The sequence below is a fragment of the Mesorhizobium sp. M7A.F.Ca.US.007.01.2.1 genome (assembly GCF_003998165.1).
Classification (GTDB): Bacteria; Pseudomonadota; Alphaproteobacteria; order Rhizobiales; family Rhizobiaceae; genus Mesorhizobium; species Mesorhizobium ciceri.
Window position 1 is genome coordinate 1 of record NZ_RZQP01000299.1, and the last position, 6,253, is coordinate 6,253.

Annotated in this window: 7 protein-coding genes and 1 pseudogene; 2 read left to right on the forward strand and 6 right to left on the reverse strand. The window is 62.3% G+C overall.

Annotated elements, in window-relative coordinates; all coding sequences use genetic code 11:
- Positions 1 to 340: 340 nt before the first annotated feature.
- Positions 341 to 1,090, forward strand: a complete 750-nt coding sequence (locus tag EN949_RS31750) for a LuxR family transcriptional regulator (RefSeq protein ID WP_127366823.1) — start codon at positions 341 to 343, stop codon at positions 1,088 to 1,090.
- 110 nt (positions 1,091 to 1,200) lie between these two features.
- On the opposite strand, the gene EN949_RS31755 is transcribed toward EN949_RS31750, so the two are convergent.
- On the reverse strand, positions 1,201 to 2,295 hold the full coding sequence (locus EN949_RS31755) for a polyamine ABC transporter substrate-binding protein (protein ID WP_024504326.1): 1,095 nt from the start codon (positions 2,293 to 2,295) through the stop codon (positions 1,201 to 1,203).
- Between the two features lie 45 nt (positions 2,296 to 2,340).
- Positions 2,341 to 3,447 (reverse strand): agmatine deiminase, encoded by a 1,107-nt coding sequence (aguA, locus tag EN949_RS31760; protein WP_127366824.1) that lies wholly within the window; start codon positions 3,445 to 3,447, stop codon positions 2,341 to 2,343.
- A 202-nt stretch (positions 3,448 to 3,649) separates the two neighbouring features.
- Here aguA and EN949_RS31765 point away from each other — a divergent pair, with 202 nt between their 5' ends.
- Positions 3,650 to 4,156: an OsmC family protein gene (locus EN949_RS31765; RefSeq protein WP_127366825.1), complete on the forward strand. Its 507-nt coding sequence runs from the start codon at positions 3,650 to 3,652 to the stop codon at positions 4,154 to 4,156.
- A 3-nt stretch (positions 4,157 to 4,159) separates the two neighbouring features.
- On the opposite strand, the gene EN949_RS31770 is transcribed toward EN949_RS31765, so the two are convergent.
- From EN949_RS31770 to EN949_RS36840, 4 genes and pseudogenes are all read right to left on the reverse strand, one after another.
- Positions 4,160 to 4,381: a hypothetical protein gene (locus tag EN949_RS31770; protein WP_013532531.1), complete on the reverse strand. Its 222-nt coding sequence runs from the start codon at positions 4,379 to 4,381 to the stop codon at positions 4,160 to 4,162.
- 168 nt (positions 4,382 to 4,549) lie between these two features.
- The gene (locus tag EN949_RS31775; protein ID WP_013532530.1) at positions 4,550 to 5,179 is read right to left on the reverse strand and encodes a hypothetical protein; all 630 of its coding nucleotides are present in this window, start codon (positions 5,177 to 5,179) and stop codon (positions 4,550 to 4,552) included.
- 134 nt (positions 5,180 to 5,313) lie between these two features.
- Complete coding sequence (locus tag EN949_RS31780; RefSeq protein ID WP_013532529.1) at positions 5,314 to 6,054, reverse strand: SDR family NAD(P)-dependent oxidoreductase; 741 nt, start codon at positions 6,052 to 6,054, stop codon at positions 5,314 to 5,316.
- Positions 6,055 to 6,097: 43 nt separating this feature from the next.
- Positions 6,098 to 6,253 (reverse strand): annotated as a pseudogene (locus EN949_RS36840) (amidophosphoribosyltransferase); the annotation flags it as partial.

Sequence of the window (6,253 nt, forward strand, 5' to 3'; positions counted from 1 at the left end):
CGGCAGCAGGGATAGCACGCCGCCCGAGGGCGCCGGCCGCTCCGCCGTTTCAGCCAGGACGGGCTGCGCCAGGACGGCGAGCATCGGCAGGATAAGGCAGATCAGTTTCAATTTGACCGGCATGATGGCTCCGCGACAACGACTCCCGCATAGGTATGGCCGAGAGGGTCGAAGTCAAAGGAAATGGCTGATTTGAACTTGCAACGGCTTGCGCTAGAGCCGGATGATTTCAGGTCGATCGACCTGAAATCTGAATCCGGCTCTAAATCAAACAGATGGAGCATGATGCCGTCCGAAAACCGCTTCACACTTTTCGGCATCATGCCTAGTATGAATTGGAATGCAGTCGAACCTTTCCCTCGATCAGTTTGGGCGCTGGAGCGGCGGTGTCGCCGCTGCGGCCGTTGCCGTGACACCCGAAGAATTGTCGGCTCGCTTCACGGCAGCGGCGAGCGAGTTGCTTGGCTCCGACCGCGCCTATGTCGGCTTTTACCGTCGCGACATCACATCCCTGACCATCGACGATGCCGGTCCCGATCGCTGGAACCGCGACTACGATGCACGACTGTATCGCCAGGATCCCTTCTTCCAGAGGTTCGCCAGCACAAGGCAGGATTTCCTGTTGCCGCTGTCGGCACTCCGCAATGGCGACTTCCAGCGCACTCCCTACTATCGCGAATTCTTCGGCCCTTCCGACAGTTTCGACGAGATCACCGGCGTGTTCAATCTCGACCGGCTGACCGCTGGCTATGTCACTTTTCTCAGGCGAAACGGGGCAGAACCATTTGGCGAGCAGGATCTGGCGACGGCTTGCGCGGCAAGCAGCGCGACAAGGCTCATTTTGGAAAGATTGCTCCATCTGTGCCGCTTCCGGCACAAGGGCGCCGCAATCGGTGACGCTCGCTCGCGGCTGAGCAGGCGCGAGACCGAGATTGCGCGGCATCTGGTCGATGGTGGCAACGCCAAGACGATTTCGCGATACCTCGCCATCTCGCCCGGGACGGTCCGCAACCACATCAAGCAGATCTATCGCAAGCTCGGCGTGCACTCCCAGGTCGAGTTGCTGGCGGCCATCCGCGAAGCCGCCTGAGCCTGACGGCTTCCGCCCGGCTCTGTCTTTTTTGCTTTGACGCAATTCCCAAGGGAAAGCGCTACGCGCTTTTCCCGGGAAAACCGCTGCGCACTTTTTCTGGAATTGCTCTATTGTCCCGTCACGATGCGCGTCCACATGCGGTTTTGGGATCGCAGCAGCTTTGGGTCGTTGTTGTCCACCACGAACAGCTTGGCCTTCACGGCATCAGGCGGAAAGACGCCGGGATCGCTGGCTATGGCCTTGTCCATCAGCGGCAGGGACTCCGGTATCGCATTGGCGTAGGAGACATAGCTGGAATTGGCCGCGGCGATATCGGGCCGCAGATTGAAGTTGATCCAGGCCTGGGCGTTGTCGGGATGCGGCGCATCTTTCGGTACCGCCATCGTATCGAAGTTGATGAGCGTGCCTTCTCTGGGGATGGAATAGGCGATCTCCAGCTTCTTTACGGATTCCGCCGCACGGGTCCTTGCCTGGAGTATGTCGCCCGACCAGCCCAACACCACACAGATGTCACCGTTGGCGAGGTCGTTGATGTATTTCGACGAATGGAAATAGCGGATGTAGGGCCGCACCTTGACCAGCAGGTCCTCGACCTTGGCGAGGTCGTCGGGACTGGTCGATTTGGGGTTGATGTGAAGGTAGTTCATCGCCATCGGGATGACTTCAGCCGGCGCATCGATGATAGCTACACCGCAATCGGACAGCTTCTTGACCACATCGACGTCGAAGACCATGGCGAAGGAATCTGTCGGCCCGTCCGGCAGCCGCTGCTTCACCGCAGCGACGTTGTAGCCAATGCCGTCGGTGACCGCCATATAGGGCACTGCATGCAGGTTCTGCGGGTCGGCGCCGGCGATCAGCGCGAGGGCTTGCGGATCGATCTTCGAGTGGTTCGCAAGCTTCGATTTGTCGAGTTCCAGGAAAGCCCCTGCTTTGACCTGGTTCTTGAGGAACGGATAGGCTGAAGGGTAGACCACGTCATATCCGGAGCCGCCCGTGAGCAGCTTGGTCTCAAGCACCTCGTTGCCGTCATAGACGTCGTAACGAACCTTGATTCCCGTTTCCTTCTCGAATTTCTCGGCCGTGTCCGGCGCGATGTAGTCGGACCAGTTGTAGACGTTGACGATCTTTTCCTCGTCAGCCGAAGCCGCATTTGCGCAGACGCCGCAGGCAAGCAGGGTTGAGAAGATCAGAGCGCGCATAAATGTCCTCCGTTTTCGCTATGTGTTCTCGGCATGCTCCGTCCCTCAACGTCGTTGCGGGGCATAGACCGGCAAGGTGATGCAGGCGACATTGCCGCCGCCCAGCAGGATCTCTCGCGAGTTTTCGATGCCGACTATCCGGTGGTCGGGAAACAGCTCGGCCAGCGTCCGCTTGGCCTTCACATCGAGATCGCAGCCGAACTGCGGCACCACCACGACGCTGTTGCCCGGATAGTAGTTGATGTAGCTCGCCGCGATCCGGTTTCCGGCCGGTCGCGCCCAGGTCGAATCCAGCCGGTCCACGCCGTCGCTTTCTTCCGGCGTCATCTCGATCGGCAAGGGGTGGGGCAGCCGGTGAACTTCCAGCGCGCGGCCACGCGCATCACGGGCCGAACGCAACACCGCCTCGGCTTCGCGCACGATATCGTATTGCGGGTCTTCCCGATTGTCGGTCCAGCTCAGCACGACCACGCCGGGGCGCACGAAGCAGCAGATGTCGTCGACATGGCCGTCGGTCTCGTCGAAGGCAAAGCCGCGTGGCAGCCAGATGACGGTGTCGACACCGAGATAGTCGCCAAGCTGGCGCTCCACCTCGGCCTTGCCGAGATGAGCGTTGCGATTTCGGTTGAGCAGGCATTGCTCCGTCGTGATGAGCGTGCCCTGACCGTCGCACTGCAACCCGCCACCCTCGGCGATCAGAGGTGCGCGGTAGCGATCCATGTTCTCGATTTCGAGCACTTTTTGCGCCGCAAGGTCATCCAGGTCCCATGGCGAATAGAGGCCGCCGTCAAAACCGCCATAGGCGTTGAAGATCCAATCGACGCCACGCACGTCGCCTTGATCGTTGACGACGAAATTGGGACCGCTGTCGCGCAGCCAGGAATCGTTGGTGGACATTTCCACGACGCGCACATGACCGGGCAATCGCGCTCGGGCATTCTGCCACTGGCGAGCAGAAGCCGCCACCGTCACCGGCTCGCTTTGCGCGATCGCCGCGGCGACATCGGCGAACAGTTTTTGCGCGGGCTTGGCGCCGAGGCGCCAGGTGTCCGGCCGCTCCGGCCAGATCATCCAGCAGCCTGACTTGGGTTCGAATTCGCCGGGCGCGCGAAACCCATCCTGTTTCGGCCTTGTCGAGAGGGTTCGAGGCATCGGGGACCGCCGGGAAATGGAGTGATGACTTGCCCGGATCAGACGTTTTTGGGACCTTGTCCGTCAATGTCCCATTTGGGATATCGGTGTAGGCGGCTGGCACCTGTTGCGGAATGGCATTGCCTTCCCAAGGTGATCGGCGCAAATCTTGACCGGACGGCGCATGCCGGTGACGCAAGCAGTCGACGAAAGGGGAAAGCGGATGGATGCGACCGAACTGAAGGCCATGCAGGCGCCGCTGAAGCAGGCCTATCGTGACGACGCTTCGCAGGCCATGATCACGCTTCGCGCCAAGGGCTCGATCGACGACCAGTCGGTTGCCTGCAAGGTGGAGACGGGCAGGGCGCTCGCCATCGCCGGCCTGCATCCGGCAACAGGCGGCTCAGGCCTTGAGCTCTGCTCGGGCGACATGCTGCTGGAGGCGTTGGTCGCCTGCGCCGGGGTGACGCTGAAGGCGGTGGCGACGGCGCTCGAGTTCAAACTCGGCGCCGCCACGGTGGAGGCTGAAGGCGCTCTCGATTTTCGCGGCACGCTCGGTGTCGCCAAGGATGCGCCGGTCGGTTTTCGCGCCATCCGGCTCAATTTCAACCTCGACACCGATGAGCCGCAGGAGCGGATAGACTCGCTGCTGAAGCTGACCGAGCGTTATTGCGTGGTATTCCAGACCATCAGCCAGAAGCCGGAACTGACGGTCAGCGCACGCCGCTGACGCCTACTGTGCTGACGGTTCTTCGGCGTCACCCTCGTCGGTGAAGGGCGAGGCGCTCGGCACGCATTGCACCGACCAGCCGGCCGGTGTCGGCTGCTTCTGATATTCGGTGATGGCGGCGGTGCATTGTTCGCGCTTGTCGAAGGTGCTGGGCAGCACGACCATGCCGCCTTGCGGACCGGCGATTACCAGATACCAGACCAACGCTGCTGCGGTCGTAGCCATGGGGATTTCCTTGTTCTGCCAGTTGGGCGCTTGTTGTGGGAGTCGCGGTGACCCTACCAACTCCAAGGAAATGACGAAAGCATGACCGCGGCACAGCTTCCCGCCGCCAAATCACAGCCGCGTGATGTGACGGCGGGTTTCCCAGCCCGATTTCGAAGCGCAATCGGCTCAGTTGGTGGCAAAACAATAGAACAAGCCATCGCCCCCGGTGCCCTTCAGCGCCTCTTGGCTGCAGCCGCCGCGCGAGGCGTGCGAGGAATTCCAGGATTTGGCGGCTGCAGAATCGTCGAGGCCCGTGCGATCATGATGGCCCATCATCGCGGCGCCTTCCGCCCCGCTCATCGTCCAGTCGCCGCAGGTCTGGTCGGCGATCTTGGTGCCGTCGGGCTTGGAGCCGGTCAGCACGTCGTGGCGGTTCGGCGTGTCACCGCGGCCGTTGACCACTTCGCCTTTCTCGTTGAGCGCCGTCTGCTTGGTGATGCCGTTGGCATCGCTGTGCAACGAGGCGACGTCGTCAGCGATCTTGACGCCCTTGGCGTTCACCCACGGCCCCTTGCCGATGCGGTCGCGGGCGTCAGTGTCGCTGGTCGACAGATAGGCAGCCCAACTCTTGCCGGTGACGCCGGCGGCTTCCGCCAGCGATGCGCAATGCGCGTCAGCACCCTTGAGGCCGCCGAGGTCGGCACCCTTGCCGGAACCGACACTGGTGACGAAGAAGCTCATCTTGGCATCTTGCGAGTAAGCGGCGCCCGCGGCTGCGATCAGGATGGCCGCGGTGGCGAGAAGCAGTTTGCGCATGGTGGTTCCTCCGGTTTGGGCTTCGACTACGTCGAAGAAACGTTTCCGGAGGCCTGTTTAATCCCTACGCATGTCGCTTAAAAGTGCGCAGCGGTTTTTGGGAAACCGACATGCGTCAAAAAAAGGCTCAAGTTTTATTCCGGCTGCCTATAGGCGACGAAGCGATTGTGCTTGGCCTGGAAGATCAATCCGGTCTCTTTCAGGTCCGGGCTGGCCAGCGGCACGATGCGCTTGGCGATCTCGGAGGGATGCGGCAACGTCTCGGGATCTTCGCCCGGCACTGCCTGGGCACGCATGGCGGTGCGGGTGGCGCCGGGGTCAGCGGCGTTCACCCTGAGCGGCAGGCTCTGCGTCTCATGCGCCCAGGAGCGCATCATCGTCTCCACCGCGGCCTTGGATGCCGCGTAGGGTGCCCAGAAGGCGCGCGCCGAGTGCGCGGCGTTGGAAGACAGGATGATCGCGCGGCCAGCATCGGAGAGCCGCAGCAGAGGGTCGACCGAGCGGATCAGCCGCCAGGTCGAGGTGACGTTGATGGTCATCACCTTCTCGAAGGTTTTTGCTTCGACATGACCGATCGGCGAGATGACGCCGAGCACGCCGGCATTGGCGACGAGAATGTCGAGCTTGCCCCAGCGTTCGTGGATGGCGCCGCCCAGGCGGTCGATGCCGGCCATGTCGGCGAGGTCGAGCGGCACCAGTGTCGCCTGGCCGCCGGCCGCCTTGATCTGGTCGTCGAGCTCTTCCAGCCCGCCGACAGTACGAGCCACCGCAATGACATGCGCGCCGGCGGCAGCCAATTCCTTGGCAATGAAATAGCCGATGCCGCGCGAGGCGCCGGTGACGACCGCAACGCGGCCGGAAAGGTCGAGGGTCATGCGATGGATTCCGGGAATTGACTAACGCTGATGGCGGTCCGGCCTACGTCCCGCTTGTCGCCAGCAGCGACAGCGTGCGCACATTGTCGTGGCCTTCGAAGTCGAGCAGGCGGGTCGGGTACTGGCCGGTGAAGCAGGCATCGCAGAATTTCGGCTGGTCGTTGTCGCGGCTAGCCTCGCCGACCGCGCGGGAGAGCCC